Genomic DNA, 504 nt, shown 5'->3' on the forward strand with positions numbered 1-504 from the left:
TATACGGCAGCGCCACGTCGCGCGCCACCCACTGTAGCGGTGCGCCCGCGCGTTGCAAGAAACCGGTGCGCAACACGTCGTGACGCGCCAGCGCCGACGCCCATGCGGACCGGAAGCGTTCCACGTCCAGCCCGTCGATGTCCACGCGCAACTGGTTCACGTAGGCCGGGACTTCGTCTTCGCCCGATGCCGCATCCCACACGCTGTGGAACAGCATGCCCGCCTGCATCGGCGTCACCGGGTAAAGGTCTTGCCATTGGTGTGCCGGCGCGGGAATGTCCAGCGCGCGCAGGCCCTCCCAAGTCAGGCCCGCCAACGGGAAGTCCGATGGCGTCACGCCGTGGACACCGCTGACGCAATGCGCCACCAGCACGCGCAAGGCCGCTTCGTACTGTTTGGCAAGCGCTTGCATGCGGGTGGGATCGTGACGCTTGCTGCTGTAGCCCAACGAAATGCTTAGCTGGCCGTCGTGTACGTGGCCGTTAAAGGTCAATTCGTGGATCA

At 65.3% G+C, this 504-nt stretch carries 1 protein-coding gene; it reads right to left on the bottom strand.

The genetic code is table 11. From position 1 onward, the window contains the following. The coding region (locus WBR68_RS31470; RefSeq protein ID WP_230696284.1) for a condensation domain-containing protein at positions 1–504 on the bottom strand (504 nt) is incomplete at both ends.

Source organism: Achromobacter sp. JD-1, from assembly GCF_038594925.1.
GTDB classification, from domain to species: domain Bacteria; phylum Pseudomonadota; class Gammaproteobacteria; order Burkholderiales; family Burkholderiaceae_B; genus Achromobacter; species Achromobacter spanius_C.